Annotated in this window: 1 protein-coding gene; it reads left to right on the forward strand. The window is 46.8% G+C overall.

The features are described 5' to 3' along the window. A partial coding sequence (locus tag SM755_RS23720) for a zeta toxin family protein (protein WP_323174844.1) occupies positions 1–269 on the forward strand: 269 nt, incomplete at both ends.

The raw sequence follows: 269 nt of genomic DNA on the forward strand, positions 1-269 counted from the left end.
CTTTGATATCATCCATGATACTAATTTTGCTCATGAAGAGACTGCTATCAGGAATGTCCGGGAAGCGCTCAGGCGAGGCTATGCAGTCCAGATTATGTATGTCTACCTTGACCCGAAACTCGCCTGGAAGCATGCCATGCTGCGGGAAAGGAAAATCAAACCTGACGTATTCTGCAACAATTTCTTAGGCGTCCGTGAAACCATCAAAGCCGTGCTTTCTCATCAGGATTTTAAGGGGAAGCTGTTGCGTTGCAGGGCCTATGTATATG

The sequence above is a fragment of the Natrialba sp. PRR66 genome (assembly GCF_034808065.1).
Lineage (GTDB): Archaea > Halobacteriota > Halobacteria > Halobacteriales > Natrialbaceae > Natrialba > Natrialba aegyptia.